Raw genomic sequence first — 26,514 nt, forward strand, 5'->3', positions numbered from 1 at the left:
TTTGTTGGCTACTCATGTCCGATATTATTCAACTCAGTGCCGAAGTTCCTTCAGAGCTCGGCGGTCAACGCCTCGATCAAGTGGCCGCACAACTTTTTTCCGAATATTCCCGATCACGGTTGGCAACCTGGATCAAGGAAGGCGCCTTGACGGTCGATGGTGCCGTCCTTCGGCCACGCGATACAGTTCACAGTGGTGCTGTCTTGTCCCTGAATGCCCAGCGGGAAGCGCAAGGCGATTGGGTGGCTCAGGATATCGAGCTGAATATAGTGCATGAAGACGACCACCTGCTAGTTCTAGACAAGCCCGCCGGGTTAGTTGTCCATCCCGCGGCAGGACATGCCGACGGCACACTGCTCAATGCCTTGCTCCATCATGTTCCGGCATTGGCCAACGTCCCACGGGCAGGCATAGTGCATCGCCTGGACAAGGACACCACAGGGCTCATGGTTGTTGCCAAGACGCTTGAAGCACATACACACCTGGTTGCACAGTTGCAGGAACGCTCGGTCAGCCGTATTTATGAAGCCATTGTGTCTGGTGTCGTGGTTTCAGGCGGTACGGTGGATGCTCCGATCGGTAGACATTCCCAGCGTCGCCAACAAATGGCCGTTGTAACAGGCGGGAAGCCAGCTGTCAGTCATTACCGTGTACTCGAGCGGTTCCGTGCCTATACCCATGTGCGCGTGAAGCTGGAAACCGGGCGAACGCATCAGATTCGTGTGCATATGACGCATATCGGCTATCCCTTGGTTGGTGATCCAGTTTATAGCGGGCGTTTCCGTATTCCGCCCGCGACCAATCCAACATTAGTAAAGACTTTGCGTGAGTTCCCACGACAAGCCTTGCATGCTCGCTTCCTTGAGCTAGAGCACCCTGTGACAGGCGAGCGGTTGAGCTGGGAATCGCCTCTGCCAGAGGATCTGGTCTGGCTGCTTAGTTTGCTTAGACAGGATCGTGAGGCCTTCACCGGATGAATGAGAACTGGCTGATTCCCGAGTGGCCGGCGCCTGCTAACGTGCGGAGCTGCGCGACAACACGGCTAGGCGGTGTCAGCCAGGGAGCCTATGCAAGCTTGAATCTTGGCGATCATGTGCAGGACGATCCAGGTGCTGTCTTGGAAAACCGTCAGCGACTGGTCTCTACGCTAGGGTGTCAGCCGGCCTGGTTGCGTCAGGTACACGGTTTGTCCGTGGTTGAGGCCCAGCCTGACAGGATTCTTGAGGCGGATGCGGTCTGGACGTCTACCCCCGGCGTGGCCGCTACCATCATGACTGCAGACTGTCTTCCTGTCTTATTCTGCAATCGTGCCGGTAGCCGTGTGGCCGCTGCTCACGCCGGATGGCGCGGGCTGGTCAATGGTATTCTCGAAGCGACAGTGGCCACATTAGACTCTCCGCCAGACGATATCTTGGTCTGGTTAGGGCCTGCAATCGGGCCGGATGCGTTCGAAGTAGGGCCTGAGGTCAAGGCAGCCTTTATACGTGAGCAGGCTTCTGCTGAGGCGGCATTTCGCCCTAGTCTCAATCAGGGGCGCTTTATGGCAGATCTCTACCAGCTGGCGCGGTTGCGTCTGGCTCAGCAGGGCATCCATGCTGTCTATGGCGGCGGTCTGTGTACTTATACAGATGAAGACCGTTTTTTCTCCTATCGCCGCTCTCCGCAAACAGGGCGCATGGCCAGCTTGATCTGGTTGACGTGACGGTTGATTAACTCCAACTACTGATGTGAGTCAAGAGCGGAGTGCTTGAATCGTTAAAAACTGTCCTTATGTAAGAGGCATCTCGACGGGTAATCGTTACCGGCGCGTATATGTCGCGCCTACCCGTATTTCCTATTCAAAGGACATTTTTATGCGAATCGACCGCTTAACCAGTAAGTTGCAAGTCGCATTGGCCGATGCTCAATCCCTGGCGGTCGGTCATGACCATCCGGCTATTGAGCCAGTACATCTATTTTCGGCTCTGCTTGATCAGCAGGGAGGATCCATCCTGCCCCTGCTGCGCCAGGTAGGGTTTGATATTCAAGCGCTGCGTCAGGCGCTTACCAAGGAAATGGATGGGCTTCCCAAAATTCAAAATCCTACTGGAGATGTGAGTCTGTCTCAGGATCTGGCCCGTCTGTTGAATCAAGCTGACCGGCTGGCCCAGCAGAAGGGTGATCAGTTTATCTCGAGTGAACTGGTCCTGCTGGCTGCCATGGATGAGAACACCAAGCTAGGCAAACTGCTGTTGGGGCAGGGCGTTTCCAGAAAAGCTTTGGAAAATGCCGTCAATAATCTGCGTGGCGGCGAGGCGGTGAATGACCCGAATGCCGAGGAATCGCGGCAGGCACTGGATAAATATACGATCGATCTGACCAAGCGCGCCGAAGACAGTAAGTTGGACCCGGTCATCGGCCGTGACGACGAAATTCGCCGTACCATTCAGGTCCTGCAGCGACGGACCAAGAACAATCCTGTGCTGATCGGTGAGCCCGGGGTAGGTAAAACCGCCATTGTCGAGGGGCTGGCTCAACGTATAGTTAATGGCGAAGTACCTGACGGTTTGAGAGATAAACGGTTGCTGGCGTTAGATATGGGGTCCTTGATTGCTGGCGCTAAATTCCGTGGGGAGTTTGAAGAACGCCTAAAGAGCGTTCTGAATGAGCTTTCCAAGCAGGAAGGTCGGGTCATTCTTTTTATCGATGAGCTGCATACCATGGTCGGCGCTGGCAAAGCGGAAGGTGCCATGGATGCTGGAAACATGTTAAAGCCAGCTTTAGCGCGTGGTGAGCTGCACTGCGTTGGCGCCACGACATTGGACGAATACCGCAAGTACATTGAAAAAGATGCTGCTCTGGAACGGCGCTTCCAGAAAGTGCTGGTCGATGAGCCGAGCGAGGAGGATACCATTGCTATCCTGCGTGGCCTCAAGGAGCGGTATGAAGTTCACCATAAGGTGGCCATTACCGACGGTGCCATTATCGCTGCTGCCAAGCTGTCGCATCGCTATATCACGGATCGCCAGTTGCCCGACAAGGCTATTGACCTGATTGACGAGGCAGCTAGCCGTATCCGGATGGAAATCGACTCCAAGCCGGAGCCCCTTGATCGTCTGGAGCGTCGTCTGATTCAGCTTAAAGTTGAGCGGGAAGCACTCAAGAAAGAGGATGACGAGGCTGCGCTGAAGCGTCTGGAAAAACTAAAAGACGACATTGCCCGGCTTGAACAGGAATATGCCGATCTGGAAGAAATCTGGAAAGCCGAAAAGGCGGAGGTGCAGGGATCAGCACAGTTGCAGGGAAGGATTGAGCAAGCCAAGCAGGAGTTGGAGTTGGCACGCCGTAAAGGCGACCTGAACCGTATGGCCGAGTTGCAGTACGGCGTGATTCCTGATCTTGAGCGAAGCTTACAGATGGTGGATCAGCATGAGAAGCCAGCCAATCAGCTGCTGCGCAATAAGGTCACTGAAGATGAAATTGCTGAGGTTGTGTCCAAGTGGACAGGAATTCCGGTGAGCAAAATGCTGGAAGGCGAGCGTGACAAACTCTTGCGCATGGAAGATGCGTTGCATAAGCGTGTTATTGGCCAGAATGAAGCGGTAACCGCCGTGGCTAATGCCGTTCGCCGTTCCCGGGCAGGATTGTCTGACCCAAATCGTCCTAGTGGCTCCTTCCTGTTTTTGGGGCCAACAGGGGTCGGTAAAACAGAGCTGTGCAAATCCCTGGCGGAGTTCCTGTTCGACACCGAAGAGGCTATGGTTCGGATCGACATGTCCGAGTTCATGGAAAAACATTCTGTGGCACGTTTGATTGGGGCTCCCCCGGGCTATGTTGGTTACGAGGAGGGGGGATATCTGACGGAAGCGGTGCGGCGCAAGCCTTACTCGGTCATCTTGCTGGATGAGGTGGAAAAGGCGCATCCGGATGTATTCAACATCCTGCTTCAAGTGCTTGATGATGGACGCCTGACTGATAGCCAGGGCCGTACGGTCGACTTCCGTAATACGGTCGTGGTTATGACCTCAAATCTCGGATCGGCTCAAATTCAAGAGCTGGTCGGCGATCCTGAGGCGCAGCGTGCTGCCGTCATGGATGCGGTGTCAGCACATTTCCGTCCGGAGTTTATCAACCGGATCGATGAGGTGGTCGTGTTCGAGCCGCTGGGCCGTGATCAGATTGCCGGTATTGCTGAGATCCAGCTTGGTCGTTTACGCCAGCGTCTGGCTGAGCGGGAGTTGGACTTAGCCTTGTCGCAGGAGGCGATGGATAAGCTGGTAGCGGTGGGGTACGACCCCGTTTATGGCGCACGCCCGCTGAAGCGTGCTGTCCAGCGCTGGATCGAGAATCCGCTGGCCCAACAGATTCTATCGGGGCAGTTCGTGCCGGGTAGTCGTATCGAGGCGAACGTAGTTGATGATGAGATTGTGTTCGCCTAATCATCTGGCTATGGAATAGGCGGGGTATTGCGTGATGCCCCGCCTGCCAACAGGCTACTTTCATTAACTCTATGATTTTTTAAAAAAAGTTTGGTTTGAGGTGTTGACAGGGAAAACGATATCCGTAAAATGGCGCACCTCACCTGCAGCAACGCAGCTAAACACTGAAAGCTGAAGGTGAGATGGAAGATGTGATGTTCCGCGATAGCTCAGTCGGTAGAGCAAATGACTGTTAATCATTGGGTCCCTGGTTCGAGTCCAGGTCGCGGAGCCAACTTCCTTGTCGGGGTATAGCGCAGCCCGGTAGCGCGCCTGCTTTGGGAGCAGGATGTCGGGAGTTCGAATCCCCCTACCCCGACCATTAAGTGGGTCGTTAGCTCAGTCGGTAGAGCAGTTGGCTTTTAACCAATTGGTCGTAGGTTCGAATCCTACACGACCCACCACTTATTACTTGTTACTCTCCTCTAAAGTATCTTTCTGTAAAATGCTTGATCCTTAAGGCATGAGCAGATAGTAAGCTTAATCTAGATTTCCCTTTCTGTTTACTACCTTATTCTTGCGATTCGGCTGTTTAAGCCTGTGTGCTTATCTCTAGCAGCTTGTGTCGCTAATCTTTATGGCGTCTAAAGCTTTAAATGTTAAAAGGTTAGTAAATTAGTCAGGCTATCGGCGTCGCATGAAGCCGATAGCGCTATGGTCTTTATTTAATGCAGTTTGAGACGTGGGCGCAGGGTATGGCCCAGGTGATCATTGATCAGCAGAAGCAACGTGCGGAAATTACCGTATAGTGCGCGTTGATGCAGGCGATACAGGGACACATAGAACATCCGTGCCAGCCAGCCTTCAAGCATGATATTTCCGGTCAGATTACCCATTAGATTGCCTACTGCCGAATAGCGCGACAAGGAAATTAACGAACCATAATCCTTGTAGTGATACTCAGGCAGTGCCTCACCTTTTAAACGAGCCTTCATAGACTTGACGAGTAGAGACGCTTGCTGATGGGCGGCCTGCGCCCGTGGAGGAACATTGCGGTTATCTTCGCCGGACATTGGGCAAGCAGCGCAATCACCAAAAGCGAAAATGTCATCGTCACGTGTAGTTTGCAGGGTAGGGCGGACCACTAACTGGTTGATCCGATTGCTTTCTAGTCCGTCTAGGTCTGCCAAGAAGGCCGGTGCGCGAATGCCTGCAGCCCAGACTTTTAGTGTGGCAGGAATGAATTCGCCGTCTTTGGTCGTTAAACCGTCTTCCGTAATCGAGCTTACAGCTGCGCCGGTTATGAGGCGAACACCAAGCTTTTTTAATTGTTGAGCAACAGGCTCACCAATACGCTCAGGCAGAGCAGGTAAAACGCGGGGGCCTGCTTCGATGATGGTGATGCGCAAATCGTCCGGCTGAATACGGTCCAGTCCGTAAGAAACTAATTGATGAGCAGCGTTACGCAGTTCGGCAGCCAGCTCGACACCAGTTGCTCCCGCACCCACGATCGCTACATCGATAGGAGCAGCATTTTCTGTACTGGCTTGTGCGTGTAGATAGTGATTTAACAATCGCTGATGAAAACGCTCGGCCTGGGCGCGGGTATCGAGGAATAGACAATGCTCGGCAGCGCCTGGCGTGCCAAAGTCGTTGGTGTTACTGCCGATCGAGATCACTAAGGTATCGTAGGGCAGGGTTCGTTCAGCCAGAATTTCCTTACCCTTTTCATCTGTTATCGCTGCCAGGCGAATCTGTTTGCTGGTTCTATCCAGTCCGGTCATTCGCCCTATCTGAAATTGAAAGTGATTCCACTTGGCTTGCGCAACGTAATTCAATTCATCTGCCGATGAGTTGAGAGATCCTGCCGCAATCTCATGCATCAGTGGCTTCCAGATGTGTGTCAGGTTGGCATCCACTAGTGTGATGCAAGCCTTCTGGTGCTTACCGAGCGTACGACCTAGGCGAGTGGCCAGCTCTAGGCCGCCAGCGCCGCCGCCTACGATTACAATGCGATGTGTCATAGTGCTTGATACTCATAGAGTGGGAATTCGATAACTGAATGCGGGCCGTGAAGGTGTGTGATGTAACACGAGCAACTCGTCAAAAGCGGTGTAGTAAGTAGGTTCGGTAGATACATCGACTTGCCCGTCATTCGACAACAGTTAATGAGTCGCCAAGCCGGATAACTCCGCCGTTGAGTGCGCGTGCGGTGATACCGCCATGGCCGCGCATAGCTTGAAACGTGCCTTTACCTAATCGTTCTTCCAGGCGGGAGCAGGGCTGGCACCAGCCCGTCGTTTCGAAAAGCGCATCACCAATCTGGAACTGACGGTTTTTAAGGCTAAAAAGGTTGATACCTGATACTGCTATATTGCGGCGTAGATCCTGAGGTTCAAGCGGTCGTCCGATAAGCGCACTGACAACGGCCAAGTGTTCCCATTGGATAAATGTAACCTGCCGCGAATTGCGCGGGCTCGGGCGAGCATGATCACCTGTCAGGCCTGCCTCGCGACGGGCCTCTACTTCCTCTACTACAATCATGTCTGCCCGTAAGGCGGGACGTACACCTATCCATTGGACTACGCCCTGCTGAGGCACGGCGGCCAGTAATTCCTTAAGTGGAATCATTAATCTGAACCTGGTTGCAAGGTATTACTATGACGCCTGGCTTGGGGATTTCTTCAATCAGAAAGCCGCATCACTTGGATGCCCTTAGAGTGAGCATTATGATGCAGGATAGGCTCAAGGCGAAATGGTGCTGTTACTAATGATAATAATTCTCGCTTTGCAATATTAGTGGAGCTGTATAGATACGATATTCCTATGCTGTGGCCTGTCATGGGATTGATAGAAAGGGACTCCCTTATAGCAAGCCGTAGCGGCCATAATCGTTCCGTAAATCGTCTATTTGGAGGATCTATGCGCACTTGGCGCTTCTGGGTGCTGTTTCTCTTCGCTATGCCGGGACTCGCTCTGGCGCTTGAGCCTGGCCAGCGTCTAGCGCCTTGGACATTGCTTGATCAGTTCGAACAGCCTTATACATTTAATGACGATTTACAGGTTCTGCTTGTAGCACGAAGTATGAAAGGAGCAAGTCTTGTCCATGCGGCGCTCAAGGAGCAGTCTGAAGGGTTTCTAGAGGCTCGGAAAATTATGCTTATGGCTGATATCAGCCACATGCCCTCAATGATTTCAACACTCTTCGCAATTCCGGCCATGAAAGGATATTCCTATAGAGTGCTTCTGGACCGAAAGGGGCGCGTGGCTCCTCGCTATCCAGGCGATAAGGAAAAAGTCCTTTGGGTTATGCTCGATCATGGTCGTTTCGTGGGGCAGCGCGAATTCGATTCGGAAGAAGCGTTAAAGGATGCTTTACAGGCAAAATCGAAGTAATTTTTTTACGAGCATAGGTAGAGGGCTCAATAGGCGATGCCTTTTCCTAAAAGCAGAAGCTATTTCAAGCTTCTGCTTTTTTCATTGAGCCTGACTCAGCGAGTTTTATGTAATTGAAAAGCATGAGCGTGGGTGAGTAGTGTCAACAACTGACGTAGCGGGGCAGGTGCGTCGGGCTCAATGTTCGCGTGGAGGAAGGTCGTCGGAAAACAAATCATCCTCTAGCTCATTGCCCGGAATAGCATGCTCTTCCGAGGCCCAGGCGCCTAGATCAATTAATTTGCAGCGGTCCGAGCAGAAAGGCCGATTTGGGCTTTGTTCGCTCCATTCCACAGGTGCGCCGCAAGTCGGGCAATTCACTGACAAGGGTGGCTTAGGCATGCTTGCCTCCTTGGAGGGTTAAATAAAAACGGTGTAGGCGCTCTACCTGCTCATTCAAGTGAGCGAGGCCGTCATTATTGACGATCACGTCATCAGCTTGGCGCAGGCGTTCATCGCGTGCGAGTTGCGCCGCGATGATGGCGCGAATTTGTGCCTCGCTGGCTTGATCGCGGCGAATAGCGCGCTCAAGCTGGAGAGCTTCAGGCGCATCAATAACAAGAACCCGCTGCGTCATCTGGATTTGCCCTGACTCGATTAGAAGTGGCGAAACCAGAATGGCGTAAGGTGAGGTCGCTTCACCTAACATGCGGATAGTTTCCTGGCGAATCAAGGGATGTAGCAATTGCTCCAGCCAGCGACGCTCATCCGGTGCGGAAAAAATGCGGGCACGTAGGGCGGGGCGATCAAGTCGGCCATCCGGTAAGAGAATATCAACGCCGAACCGATGGGCAATCTGCTCGAGTGCAGGCCGGCCTGGCTCAACAACCCAGCGTGCTACCTGATCGGCATCCACTGTATGGATGCCAAGAGTACTGAAATGTTCGGCTGCTGCGCTTTTGCCGCTGCCGATCCCGCCTGTCAGGCCAAGGATCCAGGGTGTAGTCATTAGAATCCGGCAAATTGAAGATACATGCCGGTTATTTGATCACCCCAGAGCAATGCAATCCACCCTGCAATTGCTAAATAAGGGCCAAAAGGAATAGGCGTGCCGCTTTCGGCATTACGCCGTTTTAGCAAAATGATGCCAAGAACGGCGCCAACCAAAGATGAAAGCAAGATGGTCAACGGCAGGATTTGCCAGCCACCCCAGGCGCCAAGCATGGCCAAGAGTTTGAAATCGCCAAAGCCCATGCCTTCCTTGCCTGTTACGAGGCGGAACACCTGATAGACCGACCAAAGACTGAGATAGCCAGCCGCGGCGCCCCATACGGCATCCGGCAGGTTGGTAAACAGCTCGAACTGATTGGCGATCAGGCCCAGCCACAGCATGGGCAGTACTAATATATCCGGAAGAAGCTGGTGATCGGCGTCGATCAGGCTCATCGCCAGCAAGCTCCAGGTAAGAAGCAGAGCGCTGCCTGCCTGCCAGGTAAAGCCAAAGTGCCAGACCACTACGAAGGAAAGCAGGCCGCACGTTAACTCAACCAGGGGATAACGAAGGCTGATAGTAGTCTTACAATGGGAGCAGCGACCACGCAGGAGTAGGTAGCTGAGCAGGGGAATATTTTCCCATGGTCGAATTTTATGGTTGCAGTGAGGGCAGTGCGAACCAGGGCGCGACAAGGTATACGGTGCGCCCGATGCCTCGGCGGGCAAGCCCAGCATTTCGCGAGACTGGGCGATCCACTCACGCTCCAGCATGAGTGGAAGCCGATGAACAACTACATTTAAAAAGCTGCCTACCAGCAGGCCCAAGATCAAAGCACCGCTCAGGTAGGCCAACGGATAGCTGCCTAAAAGATCAATCGCCTCCATCACACCACTGAGCCCAGTTGGAAGATCGGCAGGTACATCGCGATGATCAGGCCGCCAACCAGAACCCCCAGGACGGCCATAATCATGGGCTCCATCAGGCTTGTAAGGCTGTCGACCATATTGTCGACTTCTTCCTCATAGAACGTAGCCACTTTATCCAGCATCTCATCCAGCGCGCCGGATTCTTCACCAATGGCGGTCATCTGAACAGCCATGGAGGTAAAGACGGCGGTATTGCGCATCGAGAAGTTCAGCTGCATACCCGTCGATACGTCCTGTTTGATTCGGTCCACGGCATTGCGGAATACCACGTTGCCGGTAGCTCCTGAAACAGAGTCCAACGCATCCACGAGTGGCACGCCAGCAGCAAATGTAGTGGACAGCGTACGGGCATAGCGGGCAATAGCTGATTTATACAGAATCTGGCCAACCACCGGAATCTTCAGTACGAAGCGATCCACGGCATCACGGAATTTCTCGGAGCGCACATGCGCCATCCGGAAAGCGTACCCTGCAATAAAGAATGCAAACAGGACGATGTACCACCAAGCCTGAAGCATTTCGGAGAGAGCAATCACCATCATAGTAAATGCAGGCAACTCTGCACCAAACCCTTCAAACACCGACTGGAATTGTGGAACGACCTTGATCAATAGGATGGCCGATACGATGATCGCTACTACCACAACAGCAGCCGGGTAGGTCATGGCCTTTTTGATCTTTTTCTTTAGTTGCTCGGTTTTTTCCTTGTAAGTTGCAACACGGTCCAGCAGGGTTTCCAATGAGCCTGATTGCTCACCAGCATCAACCAGGTTGCAGTACAAGTCGTCAAAATATTGCGGCTTTTTGCGCAGCGAACTGGACAAGCTATTACCAGCTGCTACTTCCTGTTTGATGTCATCGACCAGTTTGCGCATGTTCGGGTTGTCGAAGCCCTCGCTAATAATGTCAAACGAGTGCAGCAGAGGAACACCTGCACCCAGCATGGTTGCCAGCTGGCGCGTGAACAGGGCAATGTCCAACGGCTTGATCTTTTTGCCGCGGCTCAGTATCGAAATAGATTTTTTGCGTACACGGGTTGGGTTAACGCCCTGCTTGCGCAGTTGGGCCTTGACCAAGGCGGGATTTAGCCCGCTCATTTCGCCTTTTACCTTGACACCTTTACGGTCCGTGCCTTCCCAGGTAAAGGCGCTCATTTTCAACGCTTTATCGGCCATGCATGCGGCTCTTCAGGTTGCAGGAGAGGACCGCTTTTAACCTGTGTTCAGGTAAGAGGGCCCGCTCACGTTCAAGTGAATGTCACGGCAACCTTTGCAAGCTTTGAGCCAGAAAGTATCAATCTTTGGTAACGCGGTTGATTTCTTCCAGGCTTGTGACGCCTTGCATCGCCTTAAGCAGACCGGACGTCCGTAAATCGTTGAAACCTTCTTCGCGAGCCTTACGGGCAATGGCGATAGAATTGCCTTCTTCCATAATCAGATTTTGTAAGGCTGGGGTGATCTTAACCACCTCATAAATACCAATACGGCCTCGGTAGCCCTTATTGCAATCGTCACAGCCTATAGGGGAGTAAAGTGTAAATTTGCCAATCTGGTCTGCGGGGAAGCCTTCAGAAAGCAGTGTTTCTCTTGGTACATCATGAGGCTTTTTACATTTAGGGCAGAGTTTGCGTGCCAGCCGCTGGGCAATGATCAGATTGACCGAGGTAGCGATGTTGAACGCAGGAACGCCCATATTACGCAGGCGTGTTAGGGTTTCTGCGGCGCTGTTTGTATGAAGGGTCGACATTACCATATGGCCGGTTTGGGCGGCTTTGATGGCGATTTCAGCTGTTTCTAAGTCGCGGATCTCGCCCACCATGATAACGTCAGGATCCTGACGCAAAAATGCTCGAAGCGCCTGGGCAAAGTCCATTCCTTGACGCGGGTTAACGTTAACCTGATTGATACCTTCCAGGTTAATTTCTACCGGATCTTCCGCTGTAGAAATATTGATGTCTTCCGTATTGAGGATATTCAGACCGGTATACAGCGATACTGTCTTGCCCGAACCGGTCGGGCCGGTGACCAGAATCATACCCTGGGGCTGACTTAAAGCGTCCATATACAACGCTTTTTGACCTTCTTCGTAACCCAAAGCATCAATGCCCATCTGAGCGCTGGAAGGGTCAAGAATTCGCATTACGATCTTTTCGCCCCAAAGGGTGGGGAGAGTATTCACACGAAAGTCGATGGATTTGGTCTTGGATACCTTGAGTTTGACGCGTCCGTCCTGTGGCTTGCGCCGCTCGGAAATATCCATGCTCGACATGACCTTCAGGCGGGCTGATATGCGAGGTGCCAGTTGAATAGGCGGGCGAGCTACTTCATGCATGACGCCATCGGTACGAAAGCGCACCCGATAGATCCGTTCATAGGGCTCGAAGTGCAGGTCCGATGAGCCGCGTTTGATGGCATCCAGTAGCATCTTATTAACGAAGCGCACAACAGGCGCATCATCGGCATCGGTTGCAGAGGCTTCTTGCTTTTTCTCTTCTCCAGCATCGATCTCAACGTCGAGATCAATATCACCCATATCCAGACCGCCTGTGCCGTTATCTAGGTAACGGTCAATAGCGTCATGAAGCTTGTCATCCTCTACCAGGATAGGCTCGGCGGTAAGGCCAGTGCTGAATTGCACATCATTGATGGCCTGCTGATTGGTTGGGTCAGAAAGGCCGATATAAAGCTTATTTCCGCGCTTGGCGAGGGGGAGAAAGTGATGCTGCTGCATCAGCTTTTCGCTAACTACTTCTTTGGGGAGGCTTTCCTTATCAAGCGCGCTCAAGTCTAGAAAAGCCAAGCCGAATTGCTCCGCAGCTAATTCAGCCAGAGGGCGGCTTTTGACTAAGCGATTTTGAACGAGATAACTCACCAATGGCGTTTGGCTGCGTTTGGCCTGGGCTACAGCACTTTGTGCTGTTTTCTCATCGAGCAGTTCGGCCAATACGAGCTGGCGAGCAAGACCGGACAGAGGAGGGAAATCAGTCATGAGAAACAGCCTGGGCAATCACAGAGATGCTTGCCTTATAGCAGGCCCACAAGACTACATCAAACGGCTCATTTTAAAGTGACAATTCTTGTCAATAGCTGCCATGCAGGCGAAGCGGCAGGCGAGCTATTTCACATAAATAGCGGGCTTTCCTAATTTGGCACGCGGAATGCTTATGTCTCGTCAGGCACGTTGAGCCTACTTCTTCTATCGGAGACACGCATGAAAGCTCAAAAAGGTTTTACACTGATTGAATTGATGATCGTAGTGGCGATCATTGGTATTCTAGCGGCTATTGCACTACCTGCTTATCAAGATTACACAGTTCGTGCTCGAGTAAGTGAAGGGCTAACGCAGGCAGCTGCTGCTAAAACTTTAGTTGCAGAAAATGCTGCTAATGCTACTTCTCCTTTAAGTACTGGATGGACTTTCAATTCAAGTGGTACTAAAAACGTTTCTTCTGTAGCTGTTGGTGCAAATGGCGCAATTACCGTGACAATGACTTCAGCTGCTCAGGGTGTTGTTTTTACCTTAACACCTTCTTCAGGTGGCTCAGCTATTAGTGCAGGTACAGTTCCGAGTGATGTTATTACTTGGACCTGCGCAGTAAGTAATAGCGCTAATGCTAAGTATGTACCTTCCGAGTGTCGTTAATTTTTAAAAAAAGCCCCTTATAAGGGGCTTTTTTTTGGATTTTTATGAAAAATTATTTTTCTAAATTTTCTCCAATACTTGCACTTTTGGTAATAACTCTATTTTATGTTCCGGTGCATAGCTATGATTATGTTTGGGACGATACGACGTTATTTTTAGATAGTTCTGCACTTAGAGATCCAGTGGATTTATGGGGTTCTATTAGTCAGTCTATTTTGCCGGGTACTACTTATTTTCGTCCGGCAGTACTTTTAAGCTTCATTTGCGAGTTCAAGATTTTCGATGTAAATCCGTCAGTTTCTCATATTGTTAATCTTTTAATATTGCTAGCAAATTGCATTTTAGTAGGGTTGCTTTCGTACAAGGTTTCTGTTGATAGGTCTTGTAAGCATAGCGTAGAAGCTTATCAGCGGGCGGCTATAGCTATCGTAATATATGGTATGCATCCCGCTCTTATAGAGTCCACAGTATGGGTTGCGGGGAGATTTGATTTACTAGTTACCCTCTTTTTCTTACTAGGATTGGTTTTTTCTACTTGGCTAAAAGGATGGATACGGGTAGTTGCGGTTTCATTTAGTTTTTTTTGCGCCTCTATGTCAAAAGAAATGGCAGTGACTTTTCCTTTGATTTTGGCTGTTTGGCTATTTGTGAATTATGGGGCGGGAGAAAGATTTTTAATATTTCTAAAAAATATTTTTAGAAAATCTTTTGTTTTTTTGTTTTTAGGTGTTTTTTTTAGCGGATTAGTGTATTTGCTTGTTAGGTATGAAGTTCATCCTGATATTTATGTTGCGAATATAGAGGTTGAGAGCGGGTTAAGCGTATTTCAACGAATCGGGCTCATTGGATATACTGTGCTTTTTTATCTTAGGATGATAATTTGGCCTTTTTCTGATTTAAATCCAATGCATCCTGTTCAGATGGGGGAGCTTGAGGGGATTAGTCTCGTATTAAACATTATCGTTTGTGGTTTGTTTTTTATATCTGGAGTTCTAGCTGTAGCTTTGTGCCGAACTAAAGGCGCTCTTTTAGCGGTTTGTGGCTTTATTGCACTTTTGCCCGTTCTAAATATTATACCTCTTAATATAGGCGGGAATATAGGTCATGAGCGATTTGTTGCATTGCCTTTAGTGTTTTTTGTTTTGGCGCTTATTAGTTTTAAGCCGGTCGAGCTACTTAAGGATAATCGGTACGGTAAATTAATAAGACTTATGCCGGTTTTTTGGCTGGTTTTGTGTTCCATGAATTTGCGTGTGACTATTCCTCTTTGGCAGAATGAGTTTTCATTATGGTCATGGGCTTATAGTAAAAACCCTAATGTAGAATTTATTCAATTTAACTATGTGGCGTCTTCCATCTTTCTTGGGCAGCTGGAAGTTGCAGATAAGGCACTTTCTGAAATAGAAAAAAAGGAGAAAGGTCTTTCTTCTAGAATGAAGGCTGTTAAAGGACAATTATTGATTCGACAGGGAAGACTTTTAGATGCGAACGTTTTGTTGGAGGATTCGCTTTCAGATGAGAATAAGGTACATGAGGAAGTCTTAAGGAAAGGCATATCTTTACATGACGCAAAAATTGTTAGGGATAATGTTCCTAATGCATGGTTTTTAAGATATGTGTATGGCTCTTTAGTTGAGTCTTACGTTAAGCAGGAGAGATATGATGATGCTTTGAGTAATTTAAGTATTATGGAGTTTTATAGTCCAGAATATCCTGTCTCTATGTTAATGCGTGCTTTGATTAATTATGGTAAGGGGGATGTTGAGTTGGGCGATGCTTTTTTTGTGAAGGCATTAGATGGTTTTGCTAGTTTGGCTCATGAAAAGGTTTATGAAACAAGGGCAAAATTTATCAAGGATATATGTGATAAGGATGGCTCTCAAAAAGCTTGCAATATGATAACTGGTAGCTTGGTAAGTAAGAGTTAGTCCGGTTTTTAAATTTTAAAATGAAAGAGCTGCTTAAGCTTATTAGGCAGTATCAGTAGATTAAAAAATAGCTTTGCTATAATAAGTACTCTTTTGCGCATTGGTGGAGTATCGACCGGCAGGTCATGTCCTAGGACGAAGCCGTGGTGGGGGATAGGCACTAAGATCTATCTGTTTGCTATGTGATACCAACGGTATTCGTTAGGCTTTACGCTTTCGCCTGGATAACAGGCTGACTTAGGCTACTTCACGGTACTACTTGATCAGGTGCTTCTTGGTCGTCAGGGCAGGCAGCGTAAGCGTTGCAGAAGAATAGTTACGGACTAAGGCTATGATAGTGAGGCGCTACGTCGCTACCATAATTGCTTGGGTATGCAGCCACGACTACCCAGCGCAGTATGTTTCGAAAGCCTCGGCTAGGCCTGCCTCGAAGGTTTACCAAACCTAGCTGTAGGCAGCATGACGTAATCAAGTGGCTATTCAAGCGACTAAAGGAAATGCGTTAGCACTGTACCCGCTTTGACAAGCTGGCTATTAGCTTCAAAGCCCTAGTAACACTGAGCGACACATGCAGGCTGATTTTTCAGACAGAGCCTGGCCAAGCAGCCGCTAGGTAGATCAACAGGAAATTATAACGAAACGAATATGGACTTCTGTGCTTCGGCTGATTTAACAACTTAATTCTATTTATTTCCCTCTTTCTTAGATGTTTGTGCTTGGGCAGAGTAGCTTTCCTCTGCTGCAATTAGGCGTATGGCTGCTGGCTCGGTCAGCGCCTACAAATCGTTTTTTATAAGAGAAACTAACCAGCATAAGCCTGAACGACAAACTACGATTTTAATATATTTGTAAAATGCTCTATTCAAACACCACCTACCGCAGAGATGTTTTACATATGTTGTCAGTCATAAAACTGGCTCGCCCCCATCAGTATCTCAAAAATGGCTTTGTGCTATTGGGCCCTTTATTTTCCCATCAGTGGAGCCTTGTGATGCTCAGTCAGGCACTGTTGGCTTTTTTAGCTTTCTGCTGCGTCGCTAGTGCGGTCTATATACTCAACGACATCATGGACATCGAGGCGGATCGAGCTCACCCCGTAAAGTGTAATCGTCCATTGCCCAGCGGGGCTGCCTCATTAGGTACGGCAAAGTGTTTGCTGGTGGGCTTGGTGGCGAGCTCGCTTGTGCTGTCGTTGAAAGTTAGCGAGTGGTGCATGCTATTTATAGCAACCTACTTCGTCATTAACATCCTTTATTCATGGCGCCTCAAACACGTTGTAATTATCGACGTGTCACTAATTTCTTGTGGTTTCATGTTACGCATTTTAGTCGGCACGGTGGGGCTTGGTATCACACCGTCTTCATGGCTACTGCTATGTGGTTTGATGATGACTCTATTCTTGGGCTTTGCCAAGCGGCGTGCCGAGTTGCTAATGTTTGAGACCACTAAAGGGGCTAACAATAGCTTCACTCGTCGTGTGCTCGATGACTACAGCCACGAGATGCTTGAACAGTTTATCGCGGTGACCGCCGCCTGCACGATAATCGCCTACGGCCTCTACACAGTATCTCCGCAAACTATAGCTATTCACGGTAGCGACAATCTGATTTACACGTTGCCGTTCGTAGTCTATGGCATTTTCCGCTATCTTTTCCTGCTGCACCGGCGGGACAAGGGAAACGATACAGCTAAGGATCTGATTCAAGATCGCCATTTACTACTGACGATAGCGGCTTGGGTGATCACTACCTTATGGGTACTCGCATGATATCGTCAGTAGAAAATTATTTAAAAGGTTGGCGCTTGAGAGCATTGATCTTTTCTATCGTAGCCTCGACTGGCGCTTATTTAGGGTTCTCCTTATGGGCTGGCTGTAAAGAAGTAATTACCGCCTTCGCGCAGATCGGACTGGTAGGAACGGTTATTACCCTCTGCATGTCCTTAATGAACTACGGGCTACGTTTTGTCCGTTGGCAACTTTATCTGGTACAGCTGGGCTATTACGTGCCCTGGATACCGAGCCTGCGGATCTACCTCAGCGGCTTTGCCCTAACCACTACGCCCGGCAAGGCGGGAGAGGCCTTTCGGAGTGTGCTCCTCAAGCAGCAAGGGGTGCCGTTCCCAACGACCTTCGCCACTTTTATAAGCGAGCGTCTTTCTGATCTCGTAGCCATCGTGCTGCTCGCCCTGGTGGGGCTGGCTCAGTACCCTGAGGCGTCGGGTGTCGTGCTAGCCGGGACATTAGGGGGCGTGGCAATGTTGGTCTGCCTGTCGAGTCAGACGCTGCTGGACCGGCTGCACTATTGGGCTTCGTCCCGTCAGGGCAAACTAATAGCTCTGATTACGCATGTTAGCGAAGTGATGAAAAGCGTACGGTGTTGTTACTGTCCCGGCCTGCTAGTTACGGCCACCGTAATTAGCGTAATCGCTTGGGCAACCGAGGCACTGGCCTTCTATTGGTTGCTAGGCTGGCTCGGCGCCGATATCTCGCTATCCTTTGCTATCTTTGTCTATGCATTGTCGATGCTGGCCGGTGCTTTGAGTTTTCTACCAGGTGGTCTAGGTAGTGCTGAGGCAGCAATGGTCTCACTGCTGGTCCATGTAGGAATAGCAATGCCTGTTGCCATCGCAGCGACGATATTCATCCGTTTAGCGACACTGTGGTTCGCTGTAGTAATTGGCTTGGTGGCTCTGATCCGCAGCTGCCATGGAGAAGTCCTTACGGAAGAGATTACATGAGTACTCCTCGCTCTTGGAATCGCCTGCCACGAGTGAAGCCTAATGCAGTCTATGCGCTGAGTCAGCGTGGAGACTGCATGTTAGATACTCTACCTAGGCCGCTGCTAGCCTACGGAAACGGCCGTAGCTACGGTGATGTTTGCCTAACTGAACAGGGCACGCTGCTGCTCACGAGAGGTCTTGACCGCTTCATCGTGTTCGACCGGAAGCAAGGCATTTTATGTTGCGAGGCGGGCGTGACTTTAGCCGAGATCCTTGCCCTAGTAGTACCTCATGGCTGGTTTCTACCTAGCACACCAGGTACACGGCTTGCCACAGTAGGCGGTTCAGTGGCCAACGACGTGCATGGCAAAAATCACCATGCTATGGGTAGTTTTGGTCATCATGTTCGTGCTTTGGAGCTATGGCGAAGCGATGGCAGCGTAATAGAGTGCCGTCCCGGGGATAGTGTTGGCTTGTTCTCGGCGACTATCGGCGGGCTAGGTTTGACCGGTTTGATTCGCTGGGTCGAACTTCAGCTGATGCCTATCCATAATCCTTGGATGTGGGTTGAATCGCAGCGTTTCGCTAATCTCGAAGAGTTCTGGGCACTTAATCGGCGAGCTGAGGCAAGCTGGCCCTATAGTGTGGCCTGGATAGACTGCTTGGCCCAAGGCAAAGCTCAGGGGCGGGGAATCCTGCTGACCGGCCAGCATGCACCAGCCCAGGCCGAGCTGCCAGTATTCAAGGAATACAGCAAGCGAATTCCCGTTGATCTTCCGTTCTCTATGATTAACGGCCTGAGTCTACGTGCCTTTAATACCCTCTATTACTGGCAGCCGCTGAAGCGGCAGGTGCTGACCCACTATGTGCCGTACTTCTACCCGCTCGATGCCATCCAAAATTGGAATCGCATCTATGGACGGAACGGCTTCTACCAATACCAGTGTGTGATTCCGCCTTGCGAGGCCGAGGCGGCTATAGCGTCGTTGCTCGACACCATCGCAAGGTATGGAGAGGGCTCGTTTCTAGCCGTACTCAAGACCTTTGGGAGCAAGCCCTCATTGGGTATGCTGTCCTTTCCACGCCCTGGCACCACCTTAGCCTTAGACTTCCCCAACCGGGGTGACAAAACCCTACGCCTTTTTGAGAGGCTGGATGCTATCGTACGTGAGGCTGGTGGAGCCCTCTACCCCGGCAAGGATGCTCGTATGCCGGCAAGCCTGTTCCAGTCCGGCTATCCTCAATGGGAAGCCTTTGACAAGTACATCGATCCCGGCTTTTCCTCCCGATTCTGGCAGCGTGTGACCTTATGAACTCTCTTAAACGTGTAGTTCTCTTCGGAGCGACTTCTGCCATTGCGGAGCAGACCGCTCGGCAGCTGGTTGCCCAGGGTGCTTCCCTCTATTGTGTAGGGCGCAACCGCGACAAACTTACTGCTCTTATCGACGACCTTAAGGTGCGAGCTATCGACCATCAGCGTATCTATGGGTGTGTGGCAGACTTGACCGATATAGCTCAGCATGCCCATCTTATCGAAGCCGCCGAGCACATCTTGGGTGGTATTGACAGTGTACTGATTGCCTATGGCACCCTGCCGGACCAAAAGGCCTGCCAACTGAACGCTTCAATGACCCGTCAGGAGATCGAGACTAATGCCTTGAGCGTGATCAACCTGCTAACCCTGCTGGCTAATGAATTTGAAAATCAACAACGCGGGGTGATTGCTGTGATCAGCTCGGTGGCCGGTGACCGAGGGCGGCAGAGCAATTACGTCTATGGTGCTGCCAAGGGCATGCTCACGCTGTTCCTTCAAGGGCTACGCAACCGGTTAGCCAAAGCCAACGTCGACGTGGTAACCATCAAGCCTGGCTTCGTCGATACTCCTATGACCGCTAAGTTCGATAGGTCTGGACTACTATGGGCCAAACCCGAGCAGATCGCTAAAGGTATTATCAAGGCTATGCAGGACGGTAAGAGCGAGGTGTACCTACCGTGGTTTTGGCAGGGCATTATGCTGATAATCAAGCATATTCCTGAACTTATCTTCAAGCGGATGTCGTTATGAGCCAGAGTGTTACCATCGACACCGTACCCGTGGCGTTCTTCGACTTCGATGGTACTCTGACGACTGGCGATACCCTGATGCCATTTCTCAAATTCGTCGTCGGTACGCCAGCTTACTATACTAAGCTAGTCTTAATTAGCCCTGTACTGGCGGCCTACTTCGCTAAGCTGCTACGCAATGACATTGCCAAGCAGATTGTGCTCAAGCATTACTTAGATGGTTACCAGATCAATGATCTCTTTGAACTAGGCCAACGCTTTAGCGAAGAAGTGATCTCATCCATGCTACGTCCAAAGGGTATGGAGTGTCTCAGATGGCACCAGGCGCAGGGGCATCGATGTGTTTTGGTAAGTGCCTCGATTGACGTGTATTTAAGTGCTTGGGCAAAGCAAGAGGGGTTCTTGGAAGTTATCTGTACAAAGCTTGAAAATGACACTGATGGTTATGTTTCGGGAAAGATCCGAGGTAAGAACTGTCATGGAGAAGAAAAGTTGAAAAGAGTAAATAAGTGGCGAGAGGGACTTGGGTCAATAGAAACATTTGCCTATGGCGATGCTTTAGCAGATATCCCGCTTCTTACTTCAGTTGATAATGGATATATTTTGATACGTTCAGGTGACTTTTACAAAGTTTGATATAGATTAATTATGGTTAGAAAAGGTTTATTAAATTTATTTGGGATTGGATTATTCCTTTTTTCTATAGAAATATGGGTTGGGTTGTTTTAAAGCATGACGTTTTCGAAGAATGGGATGGTGTCATGCATTTCTTTAGTGGATTTTTTTGGAGCAGTTTTTCCTATAAAGGCTGGGCGTCAAACTTTTGGCCACCATTGCAACCTTTGATTATTTCTTTAGGAGACCCGCTTTTACTAGGAAAGCTGATTGCTGTGATATCAGGGGTTTTTACTTTATTTTATGCATATTGCAAGAGTATAAAAAGGACTAAATAAACTAGGTTCTTTTTTTGTATTATTTTCACTTGGTTCATTAATATTTGTATTGGCATTTTCTGTGTTTGCTACTGTGAGTTGCTTGACCTGCCTTCTAGCTAATTGACTGGACTGAGCGGTAAGATTCTAAAAGAGGCTATAGCCCAGATAAAAAGACTTACCAGGCATGACTTAGCATAGTGAATAACAAGTATATTTGATTAATTTCTGTGAAAGACCTGTGCTGCTCTACCTACAAAAGCCAGGGCTTTATTCGGTAGGTTCAGATACAGCCCAGCTATGTCATGGGCATTATCAACGAACATCGGATCGGTTGAGAAGCGCGTAGCCTAGATCAGCCGATCTTTTATATCGAATGCGGCATATTCTTACTTGGTAGGCAGGATCGGTACAGCAGGACGGCCTGCTCTCGTCACATTTCTCTTCAATTAGAGCTCAGTGATTAGTCATCCAGACCATACTTATGCTTAGTAGTTATGATTCACCACATTAGTATCTTATTTCCAGGAACTCTCTTCGTATCCCTTTCTTCTATTTATTCAATGCGCATCAAACTGTTGATAGAGGAGAGTGCTTATGAACCGTTTTGTTGGCAAAGTCGTTCTGGTAACAGGGGCAGGCTCAGGTATTGGAGCGGCTACGGCGCGGCGTTTTGCCAAGGAAGGCGCTTATGTAGTGTTAGTAGGGCGTACAAAGGAGAAGCTGGAAAAGGTTGCTCAAACGCTGCCCGCCGAAATTAGCTATGTGTACCCGGCTGATGTGTCAAATAACCAGGCGGTTGAACGGCTGGTTAAGGATGTGGTGTCAAAATATGGACGCTTTGATGTACTCGTCAATAATGCGGGTACGGCTACGGAAGGCAAGATCACAGAGGTAGGTGTCGAGGATTGGCAGAAAGTGATGTCGACCGATCTTGATGGCGTGTTCTTTTGTAGCCGCAGCGCATTGCCTGAACTGATCAAGCAGAAGGGCTGTATTGTTAATGTTTCCTCGGTGTCTGGGTTGGGTGGCGACTGGGGTATGAGTATCTACAACGCGGCCAAGGGCGCGGTAACCAATTTCACGCGTGCGCTGGCAATGGACTTTGGTGAGGAGGGCGTACGGGTTAATGCTGTTTGCCCCAGCCTGACCAAAAGCGAAATGACGGAAGATATGCTGGGCAATGCAGCGTTAATGGCCAGCTTCAAGGAGCGCATCCCGCTAGGACGCCCTGCAGAGCCGGAAGAGGTAGCCGATGTGATCGCTTTTTTGGCCAGTGAAGATGCCCGTTTCGTCAATGGGGTAAACCTGCCGGTAGATGGCGGGCTTTCTGCCTCCAATGGCCAGCCGCGACAGGCCTGATTAACCTCGGGGCGGGCCATTTTCAATAGAATGGCTTGCCGTTAATACTTGTATTCAAGCAGAAAAGATTCGTTAGCAGCTTTTACGCAAAGCCATACGGGTAAGGTCGCTCTTGTCGCTGCCTTCTCTTCTTCTTTATAGATTTGTGACCGGCCAAAATTAATCACCAATTCGGTTACGAATTGTATAAATTCCCATGGTTTGACTATCCGTCTGCGAGTACGATTAGCGGATAAGGGCAACTTTATGTGTTAAAGCTAATCTGATTCCGTCAGGATACGGAACTCGCTGTAGCTCAACCATAAATGTGATCAAGGTCATATCATACGACGGTTGCGGTTGGCCGGTATGGCTACCGTGCGAATAATGATCAACGCAGCGCTTTCTTATCAACACTATGGAATCGACGTTGTTCAAGGCTCGTAGCGTGGTATGCAGGCAGGCTGGTCATAGCGGTACGCTGCAGGAGGCGGGCAATGCAGAATGACGCTAATGTGATTCACTTCAAAACGCTAAGTGATGCTGCGTTACGGATTCCTGCCGCCCTTATGCCGGTGCGGGATAAAGCGGCTCAACGGCTCAACGCTGCGCTTCAACACCTGTTCGACAATGCCGACGATGCTCTGTTCGAAATGGCTGATCGTGCCACGAGCAACAACGAGCAGAACCTTTTCTTCGAGGCCATGCGTGACTTGCGCCTCAAGCGCAAGAATATCGAGCGTAGTTTTTTACAGAAGTATTTCGAGCGCTTTACTGGCCTGATTCAGCCAGAAGCGTCTAAGCCGAGCGCACCACTGGACGCTATCTCCTTTGAAGATTTGAGTTTGGTTCAAAACGACCAACTCGAGGAGTCCGTCGCGCTCGATACGATGGTGGCCAAAGCGGTCACACGTAATTCTTTGGCGCTCAGTCATTTATGTATCCGCTTCAATACGCAGCTTAGTCGAGCCGTAGACGAGAACAGTAATCCCCTGGCGCCCCGGCCCTTGTGTGAGGCTTTTCTAGATGCCTGTCGCGGGCTAGGCGTTGAGATTAAGGTCAAGCTGATCATCCTTAAGCTGTTCGAGCGGTTTGTGCTCAACGGGTTGGACCGTGTTTATGCCGAGGCCAACCAGCAGTTGATCGGGGCGGGTATCCTGCCTCAGCTCAAGGTTGCGCCTGTTCGTACGGGTACACGAACAGCGTCGGGATACACTGGCCGAACGGCAGCTACCGCGCCGGGTGCTGAGGAAACTCAAGAACTATTCGGTACTATTCAGGGGTTGTTGGCTCAGGTACGACGCGGAAATATTGGCGCGCAGAATACCGAGTTGGGTGGCGCTGAGCTGTATCCCATTACCAGTTATGATTTGATGCGCTTGCTATCCCACTTGCAGCAGCAAGTGCCGGGACAGGTAGACGACCAGTACGATTTACGTGGCATGCTGGATGATGCGTTAGGGCGGATCAGTGCGCGCAGTGGTCGAAAGCGGGTGGTCGGCCAGGTAGATGAAGACGTCATCAACCTCGTATCGATGCTGTTCGAGTTTATCCTGGACGACCTGACCCTACCGGCTTCGCTCAAGGCCTTGATTGCCCGCTTGCAGATTCCCATGCTCAAGGTGGCTGTGCTGGACAAGGCCTTCTTCAGCCGTCCGAATCATCCAGCACGGCGACTACTCAATGAAATCGCTGCCGCATCATTAGGCTGGGAAGAGCAGAGCGAATTCCAGCGAGATGGCCTGTATCAGAAAATCGAGCAGGTCGTTCAGCGGTTACTGAACGACTTTGTGGATGATCCCGAAATTTTCAGTGAACTCTTAACTGACTTCCTGGCGTATATCAGTGACGAGCGTCGACGTAGTGAGTTACTGGAGCAACGTACGCGTGATGCTGAAGAGGGACGAGCACGGGCAGAGCTGGCGCGGCGGCAGGTAGAAGCAGCTCTAGGTGAGCGACTGATTGGACGAACCCTGCCGCAAGTGGTCATCCGGGTTATTCGCGAAGCCTGGAGCCAGGTGCTGCTACTGACCTGCCTAAAGCACGGCCATGGTTCGGATGAGTGGCATACAGCATTACAGACCATGGATGACCTGATCTGGAGCGTGGAGCCACATGAAGATGCCGAGGCGCGTCAGAAGCTGCTCGAAATGGTACCAAGGCTACTCAAGGCCTTGAGGGAAGGGCTTACCAGTGCCGCTTTCGATCCCTTTTCGACCAGTGAGTTCTTTACGCAGCTTGAAGCATTGCACGTACAAACCTTCCAGGGCATCCGCGGCACCGATGAGGTTCACTCGGAGGTCAAGGTTGGCAGCGATACGCTGGCGCAGATGGTCGAGGTTGCGGAAGAGGCTGTTCGGCCCCTGCCGGACGTGCCGGTTGAGCCGAGGGATGAGAGTGTTCAGCCCGACGAGGAGTCCCTCCGAACCGTTGAGGCTATCCATGTTGGTAGCTGGATAGAGTTGACCGAAGCGGATGATCATAAGTTGCGCTGCAAACTAGCGGCTGTGATTCGGCCGGCGGGGCGTTACATCTTCGTTAACCGGGCAGGCATGAAGGTGCTCGAAAAAACACGGGAAGCTTTGGCCGTGGATTTAGGGCAGGGACGTTTACGTATTCTGGACGATGCCCTGTTGTTTGACCGAGCGCTCGAATCGGTAATCGGTAATCTGCGTAATCTCAAGCGCAGCTGAATGCGCTGCGATACTGGTGGAGTGATGTAAGGCCTCCGCTGGGTGCTTTTCATAGCTTGGTTCGTCTCTTGGGCTGCATTACAGTAATGGTGGCACAGGAGTTCTTATGCGTTCAGGCTTTCAAGAGGGATGGTGGCGCGAGGCGCGCCGTAGCCCTTCACCTAATTTTAATGAGCGCCCGGAGGGAGAAGTCGTTTCTCTCCTAGTGATTCATAATATCAGCCTACCGCCTGGCCAGTTTGGTACAGGTAAGGTGGAAGCGTTTTTCCAGAATCAACTCGACTGCCGTGAGCATCCTTTTTTTCAGGAAATAGCCACGCTCAAGGTATCGGCCCACTTTTTCATCGAACGCGATGGGTGCGTTGTTCAGTTCGTTTCGTGTAATGATCGAGCCTGGCATGCAGGTGTGTCCTGTTATGGAGAACGTGCCGGGTGTAATGATTTTTCGATCGGCATAGAGCTTGAAGGAACGGATTTTGAGCCGTACACGAATGAGCAATACAAGGCACTGGTGCGGCTGACCCAGGCATTACGCGTACAGTATCCCGAGATAACGTATGAGCGTATCTGCGGGCATTCCGATATCGCTCCAGCGCGCAAGACTGATCCAGGGCCCTTTTTTGAGTGGGCCCGTTTTCTAAACGAGCTGGTTAAGGAAAAAACATGACGTTCCTGGTATTACTGCTCATGTTGGGTATCGCTTGGACAGCGACCTGGCGGACCCGTCTTCAGTATGACGGCTGGTGGCTGGCATTGCTGCGGGAAACCGAACGCCATATGCCTAGGCGGTCTTGGCTGGCCTTGACGGTGCTGCTTGTGGTGCCGCTGATTCTGCTCATGCTGACTCTAACGATTTTGCAGCCTGTGATGTACGGCTGGCTGGTACTTCCTGTTCATGTGATTGTGTTGGTGTACAGCTTGGGGCGGCACGACCCTCGAGCTGCTCTTGAAGGCTTTAGGGATAGCTGGCAGCGAGGTGATCTAGAGGCTGCGGCATTGCGTGCCGAGCAAACGCTAGGGCTGCAGGCCGAGACGCCAGAAGCACTATTGAACCGCGTACAGGATCAACTGCTATGGCGAGGCTACCAGGGGTTCTTTGCCGTTATTTTCTGGTATGTGCTGCTGGGGCCATTGATGACTTTGGCTTACCGCCTGGTGGTGCTAACCGCTGAGCAAACCACCCATCCCGTCTTGCGTAGCCACGCTCTTCAATTGGCGCATACCCTGGATTGGATTCCGGTCAGGATCTTAACGGGTAGCTTTGCTGTAGTTGGTGATTTTTTAGCGGCTAGCCGGGCGGTACTGGCGGATCTGTTCAATTGGGATATTCCAGCAGCGCGTCTGCTTTCGGAGGCGGGACGTGCTTCAACAAATGTGCCGCTCCTTTCAAGCGGAGAGAACGGTGCCCAGAGCCTGGATGTGTTCTGGCAGTTGCTCGTACGATCAGCGGTTTTGTGGTACGTCGTTGTAGCGTGTTGGACGCTGCTTAGAGCCGCCTAGC

The 26,514-nt window shown here is 50.6% G+C and carries 22 protein-coding genes and 3 tRNA genes; 18 read left to right on the plus strand and 7 right to left on the minus strand.

Going from position 1 to position 26,514, the window contains the following annotated elements; all coding sequences use genetic code 11:
* Window positions 1-14: 14 nt before the first annotated feature.
* The 6 genes from rluD (at window position 15) to IQ22_RS10790 (ending at window position 4,861) form a co-directional block, all read left to right on the plus strand.
* Entirely contained in the window at window positions 15-977 is a 963-nt protein-coding gene (gene rluD, locus IQ22_RS10765; protein WP_145141585.1) for a 23S rRNA pseudouridine(1911/1915/1917) synthase RluD, read from the plus strand.
* Entirely contained in the window at window positions 974-1,702 is a 729-nt protein-coding gene (gene pgeF / locus IQ22_RS10770) for a peptidoglycan editing factor PgeF (protein ID WP_145141587.1), read from the plus strand. Before rluD ends, pgeF begins: the two co-directional genes overlap by 4 nt.
* Window positions 1,703-1,853: 151 nt before the next feature.
* Entirely contained in the window at window positions 1,854-4,418 is a 2,565-nt protein-coding gene (gene clpB, locus IQ22_RS10775) for an ATP-dependent chaperone ClpB (RefSeq protein ID WP_145141589.1), read from the plus strand.
* A 198-nt stretch (window positions 4,419-4,616) separates the two neighbouring features.
* Window positions 4,617-4,692, plus strand: a tRNA-Asn gene (locus IQ22_RS10780).
* 10 nt (window positions 4,693-4,702) lie between these two features.
* Window positions 4,703-4,779: transfer RNA gene (locus IQ22_RS10785), tRNA-Pro, on the plus strand.
* 6 nt (window positions 4,780-4,785) lie between these two features.
* Window positions 4,786-4,861, plus strand: a tRNA-Lys gene (locus tag IQ22_RS10790).
* A 261-nt stretch (window positions 4,862-5,122) separates the two neighbouring features.
* On the opposite strand, the gene IQ22_RS10795 is transcribed toward IQ22_RS10790, so the two are convergent.
* Window positions 5,123-6,421, minus strand: a complete 1,299-nt coding sequence (locus IQ22_RS10795) for an NAD(P)/FAD-dependent oxidoreductase (protein WP_145141591.1) — start codon at window positions 6,419-6,421, stop codon at window positions 5,123-5,125.
* Between the two features lie 127 nt (window positions 6,422-6,548).
* Window positions 6,549-7,028 (minus strand): MOSC domain-containing protein, encoded by a 480-nt coding sequence (locus tag IQ22_RS10800; RefSeq protein ID WP_145141593.1) that lies wholly within the window; start codon window positions 7,026-7,028, stop codon window positions 6,549-6,551.
* A 291-nt stretch (window positions 7,029-7,319) separates the two neighbouring features.
* On the opposite strand from IQ22_RS10800, the gene IQ22_RS10805 reads away from it, so the two are divergent.
* On the plus strand, window positions 7,320-7,793 hold the full coding sequence (locus IQ22_RS10805) for an FAD/FMN-containing dehydrogenase (protein ID WP_145141595.1): 474 nt from the start codon (window positions 7,320-7,322) through the stop codon (window positions 7,791-7,793).
* 177 nt (window positions 7,794-7,970) lie between these two features.
* Here the strand turns inward: IQ22_RS10805 and yacG are convergent, their stop codons facing one another.
* The 5 genes from yacG to pilB all read right to left on the minus strand — a co-directional run bounded on the left by yacG (window position 7,971) and on the right by pilB (window position 12,680).
* Window positions 7,971-8,174: a DNA gyrase inhibitor YacG gene (gene yacG, locus IQ22_RS10810; RefSeq protein ID WP_145141597.1), complete on the minus strand. Its 204-nt coding sequence runs from the start codon at window positions 8,172-8,174 to the stop codon at window positions 7,971-7,973.
* Window positions 8,167-8,781 (minus strand): dephospho-CoA kinase, encoded by a 615-nt coding sequence (gene coaE, locus IQ22_RS10815; RefSeq protein WP_145141599.1) that lies wholly within the window; start codon window positions 8,779-8,781, stop codon window positions 8,167-8,169. The genes yacG and coaE overlap by 8 nt, the downstream gene beginning before the upstream one ends.
* Window positions 8,781-9,650, minus strand: coding sequence for a prepilin peptidase (locus IQ22_RS10820; protein WP_145141601.1), 870 nt, complete (start codon window positions 9,648-9,650; stop codon window positions 8,781-8,783). The genes coaE and IQ22_RS10820 overlap by 1 nt, the downstream gene beginning before the upstream one ends.
* On the minus strand, window positions 9,650-10,867 hold the full coding sequence (locus tag IQ22_RS10825) for a type II secretion system F family protein (protein ID WP_145141603.1): 1,218 nt from the start codon (window positions 10,865-10,867) through the stop codon (window positions 9,650-9,652). The genes IQ22_RS10820 and IQ22_RS10825 overlap by 1 nt, the downstream gene beginning before the upstream one ends.
* A gap of 118 nt (window positions 10,868-10,985) precedes the next feature.
* Complete coding sequence (pilB, locus tag IQ22_RS10830) at window positions 10,986-12,680, minus strand: type IV-A pilus assembly ATPase PilB (protein ID WP_145141605.1); 1,695 nt, start codon at window positions 12,678-12,680, stop codon at window positions 10,986-10,988.
* 222 nt (window positions 12,681-12,902) lie between these two features.
* Between pilB and IQ22_RS10835 the strand changes: the two genes are divergently transcribed.
* The 11 genes from IQ22_RS10835 to ampE all read left to right on the plus strand — a co-directional run bounded on the left by IQ22_RS10835 (window position 12,903) and on the right by ampE (window position 26,513).
* Window positions 12,903-13,334 carry a pilin gene (locus tag IQ22_RS10835; RefSeq protein ID WP_145141607.1) on the plus strand — a complete coding sequence of 144 codons (432 nt, stop codon included), beginning with the start codon at window positions 12,903-12,905 and terminating at the stop codon, window positions 13,332-13,334.
* Window positions 13,335-13,378: 44 nt separating this feature from the next.
* On the plus strand, window positions 13,379-15,262 hold the full coding sequence (locus IQ22_RS10840) for a tetratricopeptide repeat protein (RefSeq protein ID WP_145141609.1): 1,884 nt from the start codon (window positions 13,379-13,381) through the stop codon (window positions 15,260-15,262).
* An 895-nt stretch (window positions 15,263-16,157) separates the two neighbouring features.
* A complete protein-coding gene (locus tag IQ22_RS10845; protein WP_145141611.1) occupies window positions 16,158-17,030 on the plus strand; it encodes a decaprenyl-phosphate phosphoribosyltransferase in 873 nt (290 codons plus the stop codon).
* Window positions 17,027-18,001, plus strand: coding sequence for a lysylphosphatidylglycerol synthase transmembrane domain-containing protein (locus tag IQ22_RS10850; protein ID WP_145141613.1), 975 nt, complete (start codon window positions 17,027-17,029; stop codon window positions 17,999-18,001). Before IQ22_RS10845 ends, IQ22_RS10850 begins: the two co-directional genes overlap by 4 nt.
* Window positions 17,998-19,296, plus strand: coding sequence for an FAD-binding oxidoreductase (locus tag IQ22_RS10855; RefSeq protein ID WP_145141615.1), 1,299 nt, complete (start codon window positions 17,998-18,000; stop codon window positions 19,294-19,296). The genes IQ22_RS10850 and IQ22_RS10855 overlap by 4 nt, the downstream gene beginning before the upstream one ends.
* Window positions 19,293-20,048, plus strand: a complete 756-nt coding sequence (locus tag IQ22_RS10860; RefSeq protein WP_145141617.1) for an SDR family oxidoreductase — start codon at window positions 19,293-19,295, stop codon at window positions 20,046-20,048. The genes IQ22_RS10855 and IQ22_RS10860 overlap by 4 nt, the downstream gene beginning before the upstream one ends.
* A complete protein-coding gene (locus tag IQ22_RS10865; protein ID WP_145141619.1) occupies window positions 20,045-20,683 on the plus strand; it encodes an HAD-IB family hydrolase in 639 nt (212 codons plus the stop codon). The genes IQ22_RS10860 and IQ22_RS10865 overlap by 4 nt, the downstream gene beginning before the upstream one ends.
* A gap of 893 nt (window positions 20,684-21,576) precedes the next feature.
* Window positions 21,577-22,341: a meso-2,3-butanediol dehydrogenase gene (gene budC / locus IQ22_RS10870; protein WP_145141621.1), complete on the plus strand. Its 765-nt coding sequence runs from the start codon at window positions 21,577-21,579 to the stop codon at window positions 22,339-22,341.
* Window positions 22,342-22,817: 476 nt separating this feature from the next.
* Window positions 22,818-25,013: a DUF1631 domain-containing protein gene (locus tag IQ22_RS10875; protein ID WP_145141623.1), complete on the plus strand. Its 2,196-nt coding sequence runs from the start codon at window positions 22,818-22,820 to the stop codon at window positions 25,011-25,013.
* Between the two features lie 106 nt (window positions 25,014-25,119).
* On the plus strand, window positions 25,120-25,680 hold the full coding sequence (ampD, locus tag IQ22_RS10880; protein WP_145141625.1) for a 1,6-anhydro-N-acetylmuramyl-L-alanine amidase AmpD: 561 nt from the start codon (window positions 25,120-25,122) through the stop codon (window positions 25,678-25,680).
* Window positions 25,677-26,513 carry a regulatory signaling modulator protein AmpE gene (gene ampE, locus IQ22_RS10885; RefSeq protein WP_145141627.1) on the plus strand — a complete coding sequence of 279 codons (837 nt, stop codon included), beginning with the start codon at window positions 25,677-25,679 and terminating at the stop codon, window positions 26,511-26,513. Before ampD ends, ampE begins: the two co-directional genes overlap by 4 nt.
* The last annotated feature ends 1 nt before the right edge of the window (window position 26,514 follow it).

This window comes from Pseudomonas duriflava, from assembly GCF_007830155.1.
GTDB lineage: Bacteria > Pseudomonadota > Gammaproteobacteria > Pseudomonadales > Pseudomonadaceae > Chryseomonas > Chryseomonas duriflava.

Bases quoted from the DNA above. Each gene is read 5' to 3' on its own strand.
- rluD (WP_145141585.1), top strand. From the start codon at position 15: ATGTCCGATATTATTCAACTCAGTGCCGAAGTTCCTTCAGAGCTCGGC.
- pgeF (WP_145141587.1), top strand. From the start codon at position 974: ATGAATGAGAACTGGCTGATTCCCGAGTGGCCGGCGCCTGCTAACGTG.
- clpB (WP_145141589.1), top strand. From the start codon at position 1,854: ATGCGAATCGACCGCTTAACCAGTAAGTTGCAAGTCGCATTGGCCGAT.
- IQ22_RS10795 (WP_145141591.1), bottom strand. From the start codon at position 6,421: ATGACACATCGCATTGTAATCGTAGGCGGCGGCGCTGGCGGCCTAGAG.
- IQ22_RS10800 (WP_145141593.1), bottom strand. From the start codon at position 7,028: ATGATTCCACTTAAGGAATTACTGGCCGCCGTGCCTCAGCAGGGCGTA.
- IQ22_RS10805 (WP_145141595.1), top strand. From the start codon at position 7,320: ATGCGCACTTGGCGCTTCTGGGTGCTGTTTCTCTTCGCTATGCCGGGA.
- yacG (WP_145141597.1), bottom strand. From the start codon at position 8,174: ATGCCTAAGCCACCCTTGTCAGTGAATTGCCCGACTTGCGGCGCACCT.
- coaE (WP_145141599.1), bottom strand. From the start codon at position 8,781: ATGACTACACCCTGGATCCTTGGCCTGACAGGCGGGATCGGCAGCGGC.
- IQ22_RS10820 (WP_145141601.1), bottom strand. From the start codon at position 9,650: ATGGAGGCGATTGATCTTTTAGGCAGCTATCCGTTGGCCTACCTGAGC.
- IQ22_RS10825 (WP_145141603.1), bottom strand. From the start codon at position 10,867: ATGGCCGATAAAGCGTTGAAAATGAGCGCCTTTACCTGGGAAGGCACG.
- pilB (WP_145141605.1), bottom strand. From the start codon at position 12,680: ATGACTGATTTCCCTCCTCTGTCCGGTCTTGCTCGCCAGCTCGTATTG.
- IQ22_RS10835 (WP_145141607.1), top strand. From the start codon at position 12,903: ATGAAAGCTCAAAAAGGTTTTACACTGATTGAATTGATGATCGTAGTG.
- IQ22_RS10840 (WP_145141609.1), top strand. From the start codon at position 13,379: ATGAAAAATTATTTTTCTAAATTTTCTCCAATACTTGCACTTTTGGTA.
- IQ22_RS10845 (WP_145141611.1), top strand. From the start codon at position 16,158: ATGTTGTCAGTCATAAAACTGGCTCGCCCCCATCAGTATCTCAAAAAT.
- IQ22_RS10850 (WP_145141613.1), top strand. From the start codon at position 17,027: ATGATATCGTCAGTAGAAAATTATTTAAAAGGTTGGCGCTTGAGAGCA.
- IQ22_RS10855 (WP_145141615.1), top strand. From the start codon at position 17,998: ATGAGTACTCCTCGCTCTTGGAATCGCCTGCCACGAGTGAAGCCTAAT.
- IQ22_RS10860 (WP_145141617.1), top strand. From the start codon at position 19,293: ATGAACTCTCTTAAACGTGTAGTTCTCTTCGGAGCGACTTCTGCCATT.
- IQ22_RS10865 (WP_145141619.1), top strand. From the start codon at position 20,045: ATGAGCCAGAGTGTTACCATCGACACCGTACCCGTGGCGTTCTTCGAC.
- budC (WP_145141621.1), top strand. From the start codon at position 21,577: ATGAACCGTTTTGTTGGCAAAGTCGTTCTGGTAACAGGGGCAGGCTCA.
- IQ22_RS10875 (WP_145141623.1), top strand. From the start codon at position 22,818: ATGCAGAATGACGCTAATGTGATTCACTTCAAAACGCTAAGTGATGCT.
- ampD (WP_145141625.1), top strand. From the start codon at position 25,120: ATGCGTTCAGGCTTTCAAGAGGGATGGTGGCGCGAGGCGCGCCGTAGC.
- ampE (WP_145141627.1), top strand. From the start codon at position 25,677: ATGACGTTCCTGGTATTACTGCTCATGTTGGGTATCGCTTGGACAGCG.